Source organism: Nocardioides lianchengensis (assembly GCF_900101465.1).
Taxonomy (GTDB): domain Bacteria; phylum Actinomycetota; class Actinomycetes; order Propionibacteriales; family Nocardioidaceae; genus Nocardioides; species Nocardioides lianchengensis.
The window spans coordinates 46,048-61,041 of record NZ_FMZM01000004.1; the positions used below are offsets into that span (position 1 = coordinate 46,048).

Consider the following 14,994-nt stretch of genomic DNA (forward strand, 5'->3'; position numbering starts at 1 on the left):
AAGAGTTTCATCGGCTAGCCGATGAAACTCTCATCCGGCCCGCACGCCCCGGAAATAGGCCAGCGCGCCGCTGGTGCGGAGCGTGACGTCCTGGACGTCGAGGCGGGTCAGCCAGGCGATCAGCTGGTCGCCGGTGCAGCCCGGGCCGAGCAGACCGGTGAGCCGGCCGACCCGGCGGGCCGGCTCGTAGCGCAGGCCGGTGTCGTTGAGGAACGCGCTGCCGGTGATCACCCCGCCGGGGCGCAGCACGCGGACCAGCTCGGTGATCGCACGGGCGGGGTCCGGGAAGCAGTGCAGCCCGGTGAAGCTGACCACCAGGTCGTACGACGCGTCCGCGAACGGCAGGGCGCCGACGTCGGCCTCCACCGTGGTGACGAGGCTTTCGACGCCGCGTCGTTCGGCCAGCCGGGCCGTCCGCGCCAGCATCGCGGGCGACAGGTCGGCGGCGACGTACTCGACGCCCTGCGCAGGTCGCAGGGCCCGTACGGCGACCCCGCCGCCGCAGGGCACGTCGAGCACCCGGGCGCCGCGCGGCTGCACGCTGATCTCGCGGGCGGCGTCGTAGAGCAGGTCGAGGTCGCTGCCCATCGCCAGCCGCCAGGCCAGGCCGCCCGCGCGGGGGTGCTCGACGCTCCAGTCGTACGCCGCGGCGTAGACCGGGTCGTCGGACCACCCGCCGAGGAGACGCATGCGTGGAGCCTACGGCGCCGAGGTCTCGACACGCCGGTCACGACCTCGCACCCTCGGTGGCGCGGCTCGCTCGACCGCTAGCCCAGCAGGGAGGGCGAGCGGAGCATCTCGGGCGGGACGGCGAACGCGTCGACGAGGTCGTCGGCCAGCGGCCGGACCTTGCGGCACAGGCTGCCGATCTCGCGGCTGATCGCCTTGGACCGGGCCACCGAGAGTCGGCCGTGCTCCATGAACCAGGCCCGGTCGGACTCGATGACGCCGAGCGCGTGGAGGTCGCAGAGCAGCCGGAGGGCGATCTTGTTCTCGCCGTCCGGCAGCGCCTCGACCTTGGCGACGAACGCCTCGAGCACCAGTCGCTCGACGTGGGCGCGGGCGGCGGCGATGACGTGGTCCTGGACCCGGGAGAACACCTCGCCGGGGTTCATCTTCTGGTCGATGCCGCGCTTGAGGCGGCGGGCGACGCCGGAGAGCATGTGCTCCTCGCGGAAGCGGAGCATCGCCAGCTGGTAGTCGCTGTCGAGGAGACCGGCCTCCTGGTCCCACTGGTCGCCGCCGGGCAGCAGGTCCTTGACCCGCTCCAGCAGCTTGTGGACGGCGGTCTTCTCGATGACGGTCTCGACCGCCAGGTTGGTGACGAAGCGGACCGTGCCGAGCTGGTCGAGGTCCTCGAAGTCGCTGGCGTAGTCGGTCAGCAGCCCCTTGGCGACCAGCTGCAGCAGGACGTGGTTGTCGCCCTCGAAGGTGGTGAAGACGTCGGTGTCGGCCTTCAGCGCGGCGAAGCGGTTCTCGGCCAGGTAGCCGGCCCCGCCGCACGCCTCGCGGCACTCCTGGATGGTGCGGGTGGCGTGCCAGGTGCCGAGCGCCTTGGTGCCGGCGGCCCGCGACTCCAGCTCGCGCTTGGCGTGCTCGCTGGTCTCGATCCCGGAGGTGACGTCGTGCAGCTGGCCCGCGACGACCTCCTGCGCGAAGTGCAGCGCGTAGGTGTCGGCGAGCAGCGGCAGCAGCCGGCGCTGGTGCAGGCCGTAGTCGAGGAGCAGCTCCTCCTCGTCCTCGCTGGTGGCCTCGAACTGGCGCCGCTTCAGGGCGTACTTGACGGCGATCGCGATGGCCACCTTGGCGGCGTTGATCCCGCCGCCACCGACGCAGACCCGACCCTGCACGAGGGTGCCGAGCATGGTGAAGAAGCGGCGGTTGGGGTTCTCGATCTCGCTCTCGTAGACGCCCGACGGGGTCACGTCGGCGAACCGGTTGAGCAGCGCGGTCCGCGGGATGCGGACGCCGTCGAACCAGATCCGGCCGTTGTCAACGCCGTTGAGGCCCATCTTCAGGCCGTCGTCCTCGATCCGGACGCCGGGCAGCGTGCCGCCGTCGCGGTCGCGGATCGGGACGACGAAGGCGTGCACGCCCTCGGACTTCCCGGCGACCTCGAGCTGGGCGAAGACGACCGCGATCTCGGCGTGCTTGGCGGCGTTGCCGATGTAGTCCTTGCGGGCGTCCTCGCGGGTCGTCGTCACGACGAACTCCTGGGTCGCCACGTCGTACGTCGCGACGGTGCCGAGGGCCTGCACGTTCGAGCCGTGCCCGGACTCGGTCATCGCGAAGCAGCCCATCAGCTTGCCGGTGATCAGGTCGGCGAGGTAGGCGTCGTGGTGCTCCTTGCTGCCGAGCTGGAGGATCGCGCCGCCGAACAGGCCGAACTGCACGCCCACCTTCACCAGCACCGAGAGGTCGCCGTAGGCCAGGGTCTCGAACGCGGCCACGGAGGCCCCGATGTCGCCGCCGCCGCCGTACTCCTCGGGGAAGCCCATGCCGGTCTGGCCGGTCGAGGCCATCTCGACCACGACGTCCTTGACCCGCTCGCGGAACTCGTCGCGGGTCATCTCCTCGGCGTCGGTGAGGATGCCGGCGTACTCGGCCAGGTTGGTGCGGACCAGGTTGCGGACCTCGGCGTACTTGCCGTCGAGCAGCGCCGTCAGCGCGGGTACGTCGATCGCCGGGCGGCGGTAGCCGGAGCGCTCCTCGACCTCGGCGTCGGTGTCCTGCTGGGGAGTCGCGGCCGGGGCGGTCGAGGGGAGGTCCTCGGCGGCGGTCGGCGGCACGGTCTCGGTCGACATGCCCTCCACGTTACCCACGGGTCACGGGGGCCAGACGTGCCGAGGATCGCGGTCTGGACCGTCCGGCGGGGGCCTGCCAGACCTCAGGGACGGGCGAAGAAGTTCGGCGGGATCCAGTAGTACATCGACTCCTCCGTGACCGGCTTGCCGGTGCGCGGGGCGTGGATGATCTTGCCGTCGCCCGCGTAGAGCGCGACGTGGTAGATCGACGACGGGCTGCTGGAGTCGCCCCAGAAGACCAGGTCGCCGGGGCGCAGGTCGGAGGAGCTGATCGGGGTCGACTGCTCGTACTGCGCGACGGAGTAGTGGGGCAGGCTCTTGCCGGCCGCGGCCCAGGCGCCGGCGGTCAGGCCGGAGCAGTCCCAGGCGTCCGGGCCGGACGCGGCCCAGCGGTAGGGCTCGCCGAGCTGGGCCCGGGCGAAGGCCAGGACGGCCGGTACGCCGGCGCTCGGGGCGGGTGCGTCCGCGGGCTCCTCGACGGGCGGCGCCTCCGCAGGCTCGGTGTCGTCGGAGTCCTCGGTGTCGTCGGCCTCCTGCGCCGCCGCGGCCTCGGCGGCCTGGTTCGCCGCAGCCTGGGCCGCCGCTCGACGGGCCTGCTGACGGGCCTGCTGACGGGCCTGGCGCTCGGCGGCGGCCGCCGCGGCCTGCCGGGCCTGCTCCTCGAGGCCGGCCTGGCGGCGCGTGGCGAGCGAGACGCTGACGTGCTGGAGGCGGGCCAGGTCGGCGACCAGACGGGTCTTCTCGGCGGCGACCGCGGCCGCCTCGGCGTCGGCGCGCGCCGCGGCCGACGTGGCCGCGTCCCGGGCCGCGCGGGCGTCCCGCTCGGCCCGATCGGCCTCGGTGCGGGCATCCTCGGCCTTGTCGGCGGCGATGTCGGCCAGGACGGTGCCGGCGCGCAGCTCGTCGTACCGCTCGTCGAGGGCGGTCTGGCCGGCGCGGAGGGTGCTGGCGGTCTCGAGCGCGGAGCCGATGCCGTCGGCGTCGGTGAGCGCGGCCAGGGCGGCGAGCTGCGGGGTCTGCTGGTAGCCGGAGACGACGAGGTCGGCGTAGACGTCGCGGAGCTCCTCCTGCGCGGCGGCCGCCTCCGTGGAGCGGACCTGGGCGGCGTCGGCCGCCTTGCGCGCCTGGTCGGCCCGCCAGCGGGCCCCGTTGTAGGCCTCGGCGGCCCGGGCGGCGGTGACCGCGGCGGCCTCCAGTCGCGAGCTGGCGACCGCGAGCCGGGCCTGGACCTCGGCGACCGAGCCGGCGGCGGTGCGGGCAGCGCCCTCGGCCTGCTCGACCTCGGCCTGGGTCGGCACGTCGGTCGTCTCGTCGGCGGCGGCGATGCCGAGGCCGGCCGCTCCGGTGAGCAGGGCGATGGCGAGCGTGAGCCCGGCGACGGTCCCGATGCGGCGCACGGCGGGCCCCTCTCTGGCTGCGGTCAGGTCGTGGAAAGGCCCCGGGAGTCGATGTCGCCACCCGGGGCCAGGACCGTCACGCTAGTGAACTTTCGTCACATCCGCCACAATTTCCCCAACTTTCTCAGATTTCGCGGCGTGTCGCCTTGAAAACTACAACGGTGTAGTTCTCTTCAGAACGACGCCATCCCGGCCGATGGCAGGGGTCGACGGCCACCGGCCCCACCCGGAATCGTCCCCGGGGCGGTGTCGGTGGCCGTCGTCGTACGACGGGTCCGCGCAGCAGGCGGTCGGTCAGTCGCGGCCGACGGGGACGGCCGAGGTGGTCGTCGTCGGGTGCGAGGCCAGGCCGCCGCGATCGAACTTCTGCCCCGTGGCCAGACCGGCCAGGTAGAACGAGACCAGGGCGATGAGGATGCCGGCGAGGTCGTCGGCGACGTAGTGCCAGCCGAAGTAGAGGGTCGCGGCGATGGTCAGCGCGAAGTTGACCCAGCACACCCAGCGGGCGACCCGGTTGCGGATCGTGAACTGCACCATCAGCGCGAGCAGCAGGGTGATCGCGGTGTGCAGGCTGGCGAAGCCCGCGACCGTCTGCATGCCGTCGAGGCCGACCAGGACCGGCTGCCGGTCGTTGACCAGGCTGTCCATCAACGCGGACGTCGGAGTGTTGGCGAGCGGCTCGTAGAGCCAGTTGTACTCGAGCCCGGGACCGATGGTCGGCAGGGCGTAGTAGGACAGGGTCCCGAGCGACCAGGCGATGCACTGGGCGGTCACGAACCAGTATCCGAAGGAGAGGTTGCGCGACCAGACCAGCCAGGCGGTGACGCCGAGCGGCACCATCGGCAGGAACCACAGGTAGATGTAGGACAGCACGTGCGCGGTGATGGTGGTGCCGAGCACGGTCTGCAGCACGACGCCCGGCTCGTTGCCGAAGAAGAGCACCTTGTCGAGCAGGTGCAGCTCGCGGTCGTACATCGCGCTGTGCACGTCGGGCAGGAACGACTTGAGGTTCCGGTAGCTGACGTAGGTGATGTAGAAGCAGATGATGCCGAGCGCGACCAGGGTGATCCGCTCGCGGTTCCAGTGGGTCCGCAGCCGGTCGCGGACGACCCCGGGGATCGCCTTCGGCTTCAGCTTGGCCTTCCACACGATCCGCGGCAGCAGGTCGAGGAGCAGCGCACCGGTCAGCAGCAGCGGGAGCCGGATGTACGACGGGCCGAGGAAGCTGCCCTCGGGATCGCCGAGCGGCTTGTCGAGGATGACGGCGGTGATGATCGCCCAGAGGCCCATGGCCGCCGCGATGCCGATCATGAGGACGTAGGCGCGGCGATACACGGAGGTCAGTGTAAGGACTGTTCCCCACCGACGCCCGTTCGCAGGACTGCGAGGCGGGACACATCCACGTCCAGGCGGACGCTCTCCCCCACCGCCGGGTGGTGGTCGAGGTCGGCGACGGCGTCCACCTCGCCGACCCCGGCGACGTCCACCACGAGGCGCACCTGCTCCGGCGTGGCCCGCGCGGAGCGCACGGTGCCGGTGAGCGGACCGGTCGCCGCCACGCTCAGCGCGGAGCGCCGTACGGCGACCGCGGGGGCCGTCGGTCGACCTGCGGCGGCCAGCGCGGCGGTGGCCGCCGGGCCGGTCAGCACCCGGGCGTAGCCGAGGAAGAGCGCGGTCGCGGGGTCGGCCGGCGCGCGCCAGACCGCGGCGATCTCGCCCTCCTGCACCAGCGCGCCGTCGCGCATCACCGCGAGCCGGTCGGCGACGGTGAAGGCCTCCTCGTGGTCGTGGGTGACCATCAGCGCGGTGGTGCCGGCGGCGCGCAGGATCTGGCGCAGATCGCCGGCGAGCCGCTCGCGCAGGCCGGCGTCGAGGGCGGACAGCGGCTCGTCGAGCAGCAGCAGCCGCGGCTCGACGGCCAGGGCCCGGGCCAGGGCGACCCGCTGCCGCTCGCCGCCGGAGAGGGTCGCGGGCAGGCGGTCGGCGTACCCGGTGAGGCCGACCAGCTCCAGGAGCTCGGCGACCCGGGCGGCGCTGCCCCGGACGCGCCGCAGCCGCAGCGCGTAGCCGACGTTGCGGCCGACGGTGAGGTGCGGGAAGAGCTGACCGTCCTGGAACATCAGCGCGAACCCGCGCTTGTGCGTCGGCACCCGGGCCAGGTCCTGGCCGTCCCAGGCGATCCGCCCGGCGCTCGCGGGCTCCAGGCCGGCGACGGCGCGCAGCAGCGTGGACTTGCCGCTCCCGGACGGCCCGAGGACGGCGAGCACCCCGCCGTCGGGCAGGGCGAGGGAGACGTTGCGGACGGCGGGCACGCCGTCGTAGGCGACCGAGACGCCGGTGAGCTCAAGCACCGGCGGCCAGCCCGTCGGCGAGGGCGCGGATGTCGGCCGGGCCGACCCGGCAGCACCCTCCGACGTACGACGCCCCCGCGGCGACCCAGGCCCGCGCCAGCTCGAGCGGCACCCCGCCGGCGCCGACCCAGGCGCGCGCGACCGGGTCCCAGTCCTCGCCGCGGTTGGGGTACGCGACCGCGGGCAACCCGGTGGCGGCGACCGCTGCCTCGACCGCCCCCAGCACGTCGGCCGGGCGGGCGCAGTTGACGCCGGCGGCGACCAGGACCCGGCTGCCGGCGAGCACGCCGTACGCCTCGGCGAGCGGCTGGCCGGCGCGGGTGCGGTCGCCGTCGACGCTGTAGGAGAACCAGGCGGGCAGGCCCGCGTCCTCCAGCAGCGGCATCAGCACCTCGGCCTCCTCGGCGTCCGGGACGGTCTCGACGGCCAGCAGGTCGGGCTCCGCCTCGACGAGGGCCGCGACCCGGCGCGCGTGGAAGTCGCGGAGGGTGGCGGTGGGGACGCCGTAGCGGCCGCGGTACTCGGAGCCGTCGGCGAGCGAGGCGCCGTACGGGCCGACGGAGGCGGCGACCAGCAGGCCCTCCTCGTCGCGCTCGTCGCGCACCGCCCGGGCGAGCCGGACGCTGCGGCCGAGCAGGTCGTCCGGCGCCTGGTAGCTCGCGGTGGTGGCCACGGTCGCGCCCGCGTCGTAGTAGGCGCGGTGCACCGCGGCGATCTCGCCGGGAGCGTCGACCAGCACGCGGGCGGTCCACAGGTCGGAGGAGAGGTCGTGGCCGCGGTCCTCCAACGCGTTGGAGAGGCCGCCGTCGAGGATGGTGGTGGTGCTCATCAGAAGGCTCCTACGGAGGGCACCCGGAGCCGCTCGACGAGCAGCATCACGAGCGCGGTGGTGGCGGCGAGGACGACGGAGGCGGCGAGGGCCATGCCGTAGTTCATCGCACCCGGGTGGCCGATCAGCCGGAAGATCACGATCGGGACGGTCGGCCGGTCGTCGCGGGCGAGGAACGACGTCGCACCGAACTCCCCCAGCGAGACGGCGAAGGCGAAGCCGGCGGCCGCGAGCAGCGGCTTCCAGATCACCGGCAGGTCGACGGTGAGCGCCGTGCGCAGCGGTCCGGCGCCGAGCGAGGCGGCGGCCTGGCGCTGCCGGTCGTCGATGCCCTGCAGGACCGGCACCAGGGTGCGGACCACCAGCGGGAGCGCCACCAGCGCCTGGGCCACCGGCACCAGCAGGGCCGAGTCGCGCAGGTCGAGCGGCGGCCGGTCCAGGGTGATCAGGAAGCCGAAGCCGACGGTCACCGCGGAGACCCCCAGCGGCAGCATGAAGAAGCCGTCGAGGGCCGCGCGCACCCGCCGCTCGCCCCGCGAGCGCGACCGGCGGGTGACCACGACGCCGACCAGCAGGCCCAGCAGCAGCGACATCCAGGTCGCGTCGACCGCCGTACGGAGGGAGAAGGCCAGCGCCTCCGTCACCGGGACGAGCAGCGCCTGCTGGTCGCCGGTGCCGCCCAAGGCGCGGTAGTTGCCGAGGCTCCACTCGCCTTCGACCTGCAGCGAGCCGGCGACGAGGGTGAGCACCGGGACCCCGACGAAGAGCAGGAGGAGGACGGTCGCCCCCAGCACGGGTACGTCGACCAGCCGCGGCCGGCGCGGCCGCGCCACCACCCGGGACACCCCCGGGTCGGCGACCGCCCGGAGCCGGCCCGCGACCGCCAGCAGCACGCTGACCACCACCAGCTGCAGGATCGACAGCGCGGCCGCCGCCTGCAGGTCGAGCAGGTTGGTGGTGAGCAGGTAGATCTCGGTCTCCACCGTCGCGTAGCGCAGCCCGCCCAGGGTCAGCACCACCCCGAAGCCGGCGGCGCAGAACAGGAACACCACGCTCGCCGCCGAGACGATCGCCGGCCGCAGCGCCGGGATGGTGACCGTCCGGAAGACCTGCACCGGGCTCGCGCCGAGCGCGGCCGCCGCCTCCGCCGGCCGCTGGTCCAGCGACTCCCACGCCGACCCGACGACCCGGATCACCACCGAGACGTTGAAGAAGGCCAGGCCCAGGATCACGGCCACCGGCGTGCCGTCCAGGCCGAGGGAGCCGAGCGGCCCCGACTCCCCCAGCAGCTGCTTGAACGCCACCCCCACGACCACGGTCGGCAGCACGAACGGCACCAGCAGCACCGCCCGCAGCACCCGCCGCAGCGGGAACGCCAGCCGGTGCAGCGCGTACGCCGCCGGCAGCCCGAGCGCCAGCGACAGCACGGTCGCGGACGCGGCGAACCAGGCCGTGTTGCCCAGCACCCGTCGTACCCGGGGGCGGGTGAGCACCTCGGCCACGGCCCCCGGGTCGAAGGCGCCGTCGGGCCACAGGCCGCGGGCGAGCATCCCGCCGACCGGCAGCACGAAGAACACGCCGAGCACCAGCACCGGCCCGAGGGCCAGCGCCAGCAGTCCCGCGGCGCGTCTGAGGGTCATGTCAGCGGCTGGTGACGTCGCTCCACTCGCGCAGCCAGTCGTCGCGGTTGGCGTCGATCTCGGCCGGCTCGACCTCCAGCGGCGCGGTCGGGCGCTTCGCGAAGGTGGCCCAGTCGGCGGGCAGCTCGGCGGCGGCGGAGACCGGGAAGACGTACATGCTGTCGGGCAGGGCGGCCTGGACCTCGTCGCTGAGCAGCCAGTCGACGACCTGCTCGGCGCCGTCGGGGTTCTCGGCGCCGGCCAGCACGCCGGCGTACTCGACCTGCTGGAAGCAGGTGTCGAGCAGCGCGCTGGTCGTCGTACCGCCCTCGCCGTCGACGGTGAACGCCGGCGACGAGTCGTAGGAGACGACGATCGGCCGGTCGCCCTCGCCGCCGCCCTGGGTGAAGTCGACCTGGTAGGCGTCCGACCAGCCGTCGGTCAGCTTCGCGCCGTTGGCCATCAGGTCCGACCAGTAGTCCGGCCAGGCGTCGCCCTTCGCGGCGATCGTCGCGAGCAGGAAGGCCATGCCGGGCGAGCTGGTGGTGGCGCCGGGGATCACGAAGAGGTCCTGGTACGCCGGCTTCGTCAGGTCGTCGAGCGTGGTCGGGGCGGGGACACCCTGCTCGGCGAACCAGGTGTCGTCGACGTTGACGCACACGTTGCCGGAGTCGACCGGCGCGAGGACGCCGTCGTCGCCGGGCAGCGCGAAGGCCTCGGCCCCCTCGGGAAGGGTCGGGGCGTACGGCGCGAACACCCCCTCGTCGACGGCCCGCGAGGCGAAGGTGTTGTCGACGCCGAAGGCGACGTCGCCGGTCGGGCTGTCCTTGGTCAGGACCAGCTTGTTGGTGAGGGTGCCGGCGTCGCCGGCGGCGCGCACGGTGAGGGTCAGGCCGGTGTCGGCCTCGAACGCCTTCGTCAGCTCCTCGGGCAGCGCGAAGGACTCGTGCGTGACCAGCACGACCTCGGTGGGCGTCGTGCCGTCCCCGCCGCTCGCCTCGTCGTCACCCCCGCCCAGCGAGCAGGACGCGAGCAGCAGGCTGCCGAGGGTGGTGACTGCGAGCGCCTGGGCGCGCGCACGGGTGCACTTCATTCCGGACTCCCTTCGCCGGTGCTAACCGGAGCAGGTTCGAGGGTCTGCGGCTCTTCCGCACTCTCAGCACGCTCGCGCGTGCTCCCCTGTCGTGAGCCGCCAGCGTAGAGCAGCCCGACCGCCGGCCGGCAACGGGACCGAGGGGCGGTCAGTCGACCAGGCCGACCTGGTAGGCCCGGCGTACCGCCTCGGCGCGGTCGCGGGCCCCGAGCTTGCGGTAGATCGAGGTGGTCTGGGTCTTCACCGTGTTGACCGAGACGAACAGCTCGCGGGCGGTCTGCTCGCGCGACAGCCCGCGCACCAGGCAGGCCAGGACGGCGGCCTCGCGGGGCGTGAGCGCGGGCAGCTCCGCGACCACGTCGTACGGCGAGCGGACGGCCGCCTCGGCGAGCATGGACCCGACCTCGGCCAGGACGGGGACGCGGTCGGCGTAGCGGTCAAGGAAGCCGGCGGGCAGCCGGGAGAACGGCAGCACCAGCCGCTCGCGACGGGCCGCGAGCACGGCGCTCTCCAGCCCCGCGACGACCGCCGCGTCGGGGTCGGCGGCGTCGTCGCTGCGGCACCACGCCGCCAGCAGCAGGGCGTCGACGCGGAGCGGCGCGAACGGGTGGTCGGTGGCCAGCACCGGCGCCAGCAGGTCCAGCGCCTCCTCGTGGTGGCCGCTGACCCGGGCCAGCCGCGCCCGGGCCAGCGCGACGAACACGGAGGACGGGTCGAGCTCGCCGAGCAGCTTGGCGGCCGCCGTCGTCCGGCCGAGGGAGGTGCAGAGCTCGGCCTCGCACGCGCCGAGGAGGCCCTGCAGCCACGGCATCGTCGAGCGCGGACCCGGCTGGGCCCGGGCCGTGGCCAGCTCGGCGCGCAGCGTCGACCGGCCACCCCAGGCCAGGGCGTGCTCGGTCTCCACCAGGAGTGCGAACGGCCAGAGCTCGTCGCGGGCCGACACCTCCTCGCGCAGCGCGGCGAGCTCGGCCCGGGCGGTCGCGGCGTCGAGGCGCCGGACCGCCTCCGCGGCCCGGGCGACGTGGGCGCCGTAGTCGAGGAACTGGCCGTGCCGCGGGGTGGGCCGCCGGGATCCGGTCCAGCGCTCCAGCCAGCCGGTGGCCGCGCTGCGGTCGCCGTGCAGAGCCGCGCAGAGCGCCAGCTTGCCGGAAGCCTCACCGGCGAACGGATCGCCGGGCGCCTCGTCGGCGAAGACCGCCCGCTGCAGCACCGCCGCCGCCGCGGCGGTCTCGCCGGCCAGGAGACGGGTGGTCCCGGCCTGCAGCGCGGCCCGTCGTACGACGGCGGAGGCGGAGCCGAGCTCCGGGGAGCGCCCGGGGTCCAGGACGAGCTCGATCCGGTCGGCCAGCCTCCGCGCGTCGTCGAGCCGGCCCTGCCGGCGGGCCCCGGCGGCCAGGAGGGTGAGCAGCTCCAGGACCTGCCCGGACCGCGAGCCCCGAGCACGCTCCACGAGCTCGTCGTCGGGCCAGGCGAGGAGGTCGGCGACCAGCGTGCGGGTCGCCTCCGACTCCGGCACCGTCCCGTCCGCCAGGACGAGCTGGCGCCCGACCTCGACGAGCGGGTGTCCGGCCAGCTCCGCGAGCGGCAGCTGCGCCAGCGCCACCACGAAGGCGGCGGGGTCCTCGGCGAGCATCGGCCACCAGTGCTCCTCGGCGATCCGCACCGCCGTCGGCCAGGACTGCCCGGCCACGGCCTGCTGCAGCGCGTGCAGCGGCTCGCCCTCCTCGCGCCAGTACGACGCCACCGCCTCGTGGACGGCCGACGCGGGGCCGAGCGCGGCCGCGTCGTACTGCTCGCGGAAGGCGTCGCGCATCAGCGGGGGCAGCCGCACCAGCGGCTCGCCGTCGCTGACCATCGGGTCGAGGATCCCGATCGCCTCGAGGGTGACCCGGGCCGTGTCGTCGAGCGGACCGGTGGCCGCCAGCACCGCGCGGTACGTCGGCCGCTCGACCAGCGCCGCGCGGCAGGCCGCCGCCCGGGCCGAGGGCGGCAGCACGGGGATCAGGTTGGCCCGCAGGAACCAGGCGACGTGTCGGCCCGACCAGGCGGTGACCGGGGTTCCGGAGCGGTCGGGCAGCGACTCCAGGCCGGTGCGGACCAGGGCGGGCCAGCCGCCGACCGACTCGCGGATGGCCTCCGCCTCGGGCTCGCTGAGGGCGAGGCCGTGGAGGGCGGCGAGCTCGCGCACCTCCTCGCGGGTCATCTGCATGTCGGCGAGCGCGAGCACCCGGGTCTCGGCCTCGAGCAGCGCCTTGGACACCGGGTCGAGCCGGCGCCGCAGGCAGGCCACCAGGTGCACCTCGCGACAGTCGCGCACCACGTCGACGAGCGCGTCGCCGATGGCGGCCAGCACCGGCTCGGCGTTGTTGAGCACCAGCGCGACGCGGCGATCCAGGCCCTGCAGGGCCCGGCGCAGCCGGCGCAGCGTCGCCGCGTCGTCCGCGAGCGGCTCGAGGCCGGCGTGGCGGGCCAGGGCCGCGACCACGTCGGACGGCTCGTCCACCTCGCCGTCGAGCCAGAGCACGTCGTGGCCCTGATCGCGGGCGCGGGCGGCCCACTGGACGGCGAGCACCGCCTTGCCGGCACCCGACGGCGCGAGCAGCACGGTCACCGGCGCCCACCGGTCCAGCGCCGCGAGCAGGCGCGGTCGGGTGAGGAAGTCGGGGTTCACGCGCGGCAGGGGGGCGGTCGTCGGCATCGGTCCCATCATCCCTCTGTGAGACTCCTGCTCGTGGAGATCCGGGTGCTGGCCTTCGACGACCTCGACGTGCGGACGGCGTACGACGTCTGGCGGTTGCGGCAGGAGGTGTTCGTCGTCGAGCAGGAGTGCGCCTATCCCGACCTCGACGGGCGCGACACCGAGCTCGCGACGCGGCACGTGGTGGGGCTGCGCGACGGCGCCGTCGCGGGCTACCTGCGGGTCCTGGACGACGGCCCGGTGGCCCGGGTCGGCCGGGTGGTCCTGGCCCGCTCCGCCCGCGGCCAGGGCCTGGCCGACCAGCTGATGACGGTGGCCCTGGAGGTCGTCGGAGAGCGGACCTCGGTGCTGGACGCCCAGGCGCCGCTGGCCGGCTGGTACGGCGGCTTCGGGTACGCCGTCGACGGTCCCGAGGTCCTGGAGGACGGGATCCCGCACCTGCCGATGGTGCGGCGAAGCCCTTCGGGGTGAGATGCCGACCATTCGCCGACATCTGACGAGCCCAGGCCCGAGAATCACCCGGTGACCGCACATGACGACCTCGGGGCAGGCGCCTTCGGCAGCTACACCTGGGACGTCCACGCCGACGAGTGGTCCTGGACCGACGAGGCGTTCCGCCTGCACGGCTACCGACCCGGCGAGGTGACCCCGTCGTTCGACCTGTGCCTGCGGCACAAGCTCGCCGCGGGCCGGGCCCGGGCCGAGCGGGTCCTGGCGCGTGCGACCGTCCCGGGCCTCCGCTACAGCAACCACCACCAGATCGTGGACGCCAGCGGCCTCGTGCGCGTGGTGGTCTCCGGCGGCGTCACGGAGCGCACGCCCCAGGACCGCCTGGTGATGCGCGGGTTCATGGTCGACGTCACCGCCCAGCACGCCCCGGTGACGACCGCCCTCGACCAGGCCGCCGACCTCCTGCTGACCCTCTCCCGCCGCGAGCGACAGGTGCTCGCCCTGGTCGCGGCCGGACGCACCAACGAGGAGATCGCCGTCGAGCTCTTCGTGGGCGTGAGCAGCGTGAAGACCTACGTCCGCACCGCCTACCGCAAGATCGGCGTCACCCGGCGCAGCCAGGCGGCGGTGTGGGCCCTGGCGAACCAGGCCCAGCTCGCCGACCCGGACCCGGTCAACCCGCCGCGGTGAAGACCACGCCGTCGTCGCCCTCGGCCCGCGTCGCCCGTCCCTGCGCGACCAGCAGCTCGAGGTGGGCCTTGGTCTCCATCGAGGCCATCCCCTGGCTGAACAGGTCGAGCTCCGGGTAGGTCCGGTCGTGGCGGGTCCAGGGCAGCTCCTGGGCCACGACGTGGGCGGTGCGCGGGCCGCCGGCCAGCGAGGCCAGGCTGAGGTCGAGCCGGTGCTCGTGGAAGGCCAGCAGCTGGTCGACCCGCGCGTGCGAGGACGGCGCCACCGGGCCGTGGGCCGGCAGGATCCGCAGGTCGGGCAGCGCCCGGACCTTGGTCAGCGAGGCCATGAAGTCGCCGAGGGGCAGGGTCTCCGGCGGCGGCACGGTGAACCCGATCGACGGGGTGATCGTGGGCAGCACGTGGTCGCCGGCGAACAGGAGCCCGTCCTGCTGGTCGGCGTACACGTAGTGGCCGGGCGTGTGGCCCGGCGTGTGCACGGCGTCGATGGTGCGGGCCCCGACCTCGATCCGGTGGTCGCCCTCGAGCCAGGTGGTCGGGAAGGCCCAGATGCTGGTGTCCGGCTGGTCGTCGCCCTGCATGGCGACCCACTGGTCGGCCACCTCGCGCGCCCCTGCCGTGACCAGGACGTCGACGAACGGGTTGTGGTCCAGCGCCTCGTCGTTGAGCAGCTCCAGCGCCGGCTTCTCGCCCACCCCGAGCGCCACGTCCGCGCCGTACTCGCGGCCCAGGACGGTGGCCAGCGTGAAGTGGTCGCGGTGCACGTGGGTGACCAGGAACCGGCGGATGTCGCCGAAGCCGTAGCCGACCTCCTTCAGGCACCGGTCGAGCAGCTCGCGGGCCTCGGTGATCGCCCAGCCGCCGTCGACGAGGGTGAGCCCGTCCGGGGTCTCGATGACGTAGACGTTGATCGCCTTCAGCCCGTCCATGGGCAGCGGCAGCGGGATCCGGTGGATGCCCTCGGCGACCCGCCAGGCCCCCTCCGCCGACCAGTGCGTGCCGGAGTCCGGCGAGATCGCGTGGGCGGTCGACGTCCCGGGGTCTTTACCTGTGGCCACGCTTCG

At 74.3% G+C, this 14,994-nt stretch carries 12 protein-coding genes and 1 riboswitch; of the genes, 2 read left to right on the top strand and 10 right to left on the bottom strand.

Annotation, left to right across the window (positions count from 1 at the left end):
• Window positions 1-30: 30 nt before the first annotated feature.
• The 9 genes from BLT76_RS08250 to BLT76_RS08290 all read right to left on the bottom strand — a co-directional run bounded on the left by BLT76_RS08250 (window position 31) and on the right by BLT76_RS08290 (window position 12,791).
• Window positions 31-690 carry a class I SAM-dependent methyltransferase gene (locus BLT76_RS08250; protein ID WP_090853645.1) on the bottom strand — a complete coding sequence of 220 codons (660 nt, stop codon included), beginning with the start codon at window positions 688-690 and terminating at the stop codon, window positions 31-33.
• Window positions 691-767: 77 nt separating this feature from the next.
• Window positions 768-2,804 carry an acyl-CoA dehydrogenase family protein gene (locus BLT76_RS08255; RefSeq protein ID WP_090853648.1) on the bottom strand — a complete coding sequence of 679 codons (2,037 nt, stop codon included), beginning with the start codon at window positions 2,802-2,804 and terminating at the stop codon, window positions 768-770.
• Window positions 2,805-2,887: 83 nt separating this feature from the next.
• Entirely contained in the window at window positions 2,888-4,201 is a 1,314-nt protein-coding gene (locus tag BLT76_RS08260) for a C40 family peptidase (protein ID WP_090853651.1), read from the bottom strand.
• Between the two features lie 294 nt (window positions 4,202-4,495).
• Window positions 4,496-5,536: a phosphatase PAP2 family protein gene (locus tag BLT76_RS08265; RefSeq protein WP_244509317.1), complete on the bottom strand. Its 1,041-nt coding sequence runs from the start codon at window positions 5,534-5,536 to the stop codon at window positions 4,496-4,498.
• A gap of 5 nt (window positions 5,537-5,541) precedes the next feature.
• Window positions 5,542-6,552, bottom strand: coding sequence for an ABC transporter ATP-binding protein (locus BLT76_RS08270; protein ID WP_090853654.1), 1,011 nt, complete (start codon window positions 6,550-6,552; stop codon window positions 5,542-5,544).
• Window positions 6,545-7,381: a homocysteine S-methyltransferase gene (gene mmuM, locus BLT76_RS08275; protein WP_090853656.1), complete on the bottom strand. Its 837-nt coding sequence runs from the start codon at window positions 7,379-7,381 to the stop codon at window positions 6,545-6,547. The genes BLT76_RS08270 and mmuM overlap by 8 nt, the downstream gene beginning before the upstream one ends.
• Window positions 7,381-9,021 (bottom strand): ABC transporter permease, encoded by a 1,641-nt coding sequence (locus tag BLT76_RS08280; protein ID WP_090853659.1) that lies wholly within the window; start codon window positions 9,019-9,021, stop codon window positions 7,381-7,383. The genes mmuM and BLT76_RS08280 overlap by 1 nt, the downstream gene beginning before the upstream one ends.
• A 1-nt stretch (window position 9,022) precedes the next feature.
• On the bottom strand, window positions 9,023-10,093 hold the full coding sequence (locus BLT76_RS08285; protein WP_090853662.1) for a thiamine ABC transporter substrate-binding protein: 1,071 nt from the start codon (window positions 10,091-10,093) through the stop codon (window positions 9,023-9,025).
• A riboswitch (TPP riboswitch) is annotated at window positions 10,084-10,191 on the bottom strand. (Overlaps the previous gene by 10 nt.)
• Before the next feature lie 50 nt (window positions 10,192-10,241).
• Window positions 10,242-12,791, bottom strand: a complete 2,550-nt coding sequence (locus tag BLT76_RS08290; RefSeq protein ID WP_139175447.1) for a LuxR C-terminal-related transcriptional regulator — start codon at window positions 12,789-12,791, stop codon at window positions 10,242-10,244.
• A gap of 18 nt (window positions 12,792-12,809) precedes the next feature.
• Between BLT76_RS08290 and BLT76_RS08295 the strand changes: the two genes are divergently transcribed.
• Complete coding sequence (locus tag BLT76_RS08295) at window positions 12,810-13,262, top strand: GNAT family N-acetyltransferase (protein ID WP_244509318.1); 453 nt, start codon at window positions 12,810-12,812, stop codon at window positions 13,260-13,262.
• Between the two features lie 51 nt (window positions 13,263-13,313).
• The gene (locus BLT76_RS26310) at window positions 13,314-13,931 is read left to right on the top strand and encodes a helix-turn-helix transcriptional regulator (protein ID WP_090853668.1); all 618 of its coding nucleotides are present in this window, start codon (window positions 13,314-13,316) and stop codon (window positions 13,929-13,931) included.
• On the opposite strand, the gene BLT76_RS08305 is transcribed toward BLT76_RS26310, so the two are convergent.
• A complete protein-coding gene (locus BLT76_RS08305) occupies window positions 13,915-14,988 on the bottom strand; it encodes an MBL fold metallo-hydrolase (protein ID WP_211752813.1) in 1,074 nt (357 codons plus the stop codon). The two genes, BLT76_RS26310 and BLT76_RS08305, sit on opposite strands and share 17 nt — an antisense overlap.
• Window positions 14,989-14,994 lie beyond the last annotated feature (6 nt).